At 62.4% G+C, this 1,486-nt stretch carries 1 protein-coding gene; it reads left to right on the top strand.

Features of this window, described 5'->3' with window-relative positions; all coding sequences use genetic code 11:
• Positions 1–1,486: phage tail protein (locus ACE4YL_RS06280; RefSeq protein WP_461369385.1), on the top strand; the 1,486-nt coding region annotated here is incomplete at both ends.

Here is a 1,486-nt window from a genome sequence, read left to right as displayed (position 1 = left end):
GCTGACATCGGACAGGGGATCGCTGACTGGGCGGTGCAGGCGCAGGTAGCCGCAGCGCCGTTCGTTGCAGCCCTTCAGGACCAGATGGCGCCCGCAGTGGAGTTCTTTGAGGGGCGGCTTGCCCACATTATCGACTGGTGGAGCGAGAACTCCGGCGTATTCATCGCCGCATGGGAGAATATCGCCGCGTTCATCCAGTGGGTGATCGGATCGGTGATCGTGCCGCTCTTCGAGTGGGCATGGCCTTACATCGAGCAGATCTACTCCGGTGCGCTCGACGTCATGCTGAACGTCGCCAAACTCTTCGCGTCCATCCTCGCGGGGGATTGGGAGAGCGCGGGCGAGGCCCTGATCGATATTACCAAGGGGTTCGTAGGCATTCTCAACGGAGTCATGGGTGCTGGATGGGATGCCATCGCCACCGGGATCGAGTGGGTCGGGCAGGGGATCCTGGGGTTCGTGTACGGTCTGTGGAAGAACATCGTGCAGTGGACCGAGGACTCACTCAACAAGATGATCGACCTGATCAATGGGTTCATCGAGTCCGCAAACAGAGTCACGGAGAAAGTGGGAATCTCACTCCCAAAACTGGGCCGGATCCATCTCCAGGCGGACAAGATTGAGATCCCAAAACTCAAGATCCAGCGGTGGAGTGAGACATCGTTCAGTAAAGAGATCGATGAGTTCCTGAAGAAAGACGAGGAGGAAGAGGAAGAGGAAGAAGAGGATATCGACAAGGAGTTCGAGGACGAGCCCGAGCCCGAACCTGCCCCCGCACTCCCGAAATCTCAACTCCCGGTCGCGCCGAAGCCGGAGATCCCGGCTACCCCCCCGGCGGCTACGATCCCGCCCGTCGACATACCCGAGACCCCCGTCGACATACCAGAGACCCCTGAGAGCGAACCTCCAACGATCCCGGCACCGGCCGTATCAGTCCCGGCACTCGATACCCCCCTCCCCGTCTCGGTGACAAACTGGGATCAGATGGTCGCCCGGACCGATGTGCAGGTGCCCGAAGAGCCGGCAGCCGGCCCGGAGGTCGAGGTTATCCCTGTCGACATACCCGAGGTCCCGGAGAGCGAGATCCCGGTGGTCGAACCGCCGGTAGTCGTCACTCCTGCTCCTGAACTCCCGGATCTCCCCGACTTACCGGAGAGTGAGATCCCGCCCATTCCCCCGACCTCTGTCGAGATCCCGGAGACTGAGCCCCCAACGATCCCGGATCTCCCGGAGCCCGGCGTCCCTGAATCCTCGCCTGCACCGACCCCGGCGTTCTCCCTCCCGATCCCGGTTACGGTGATTAACTGGCCCGCCGCCTTGCGCCCGGTGCAAGCAGCACCGCCGGCGGCAGATGAGCGGGTCGAGCCCGTCGAGGAGGAAGAGGATATCGACAAGGAGTTCGAGAAAGAGTCGGAACCCGAACCGGCCCCCACTCTCCCGAAGTCCAGCCTTCCGGTTGCTCCGAAGCCGGAGACTCCGGTGGCGG

Origin of the sequence: Candidatus Darwinibacter acetoxidans (genome assembly GCF_041936445.1) — a bacterium.
GTDB lineage: Bacteria > Bacillota > Limnochordia > Darwinibacteriales > Darwinibacteriaceae > DTU010.
Note: the sequence above shows the minus strand (reverse complement) of the source record. Positions and strands in the feature narration are given on the sequence as shown.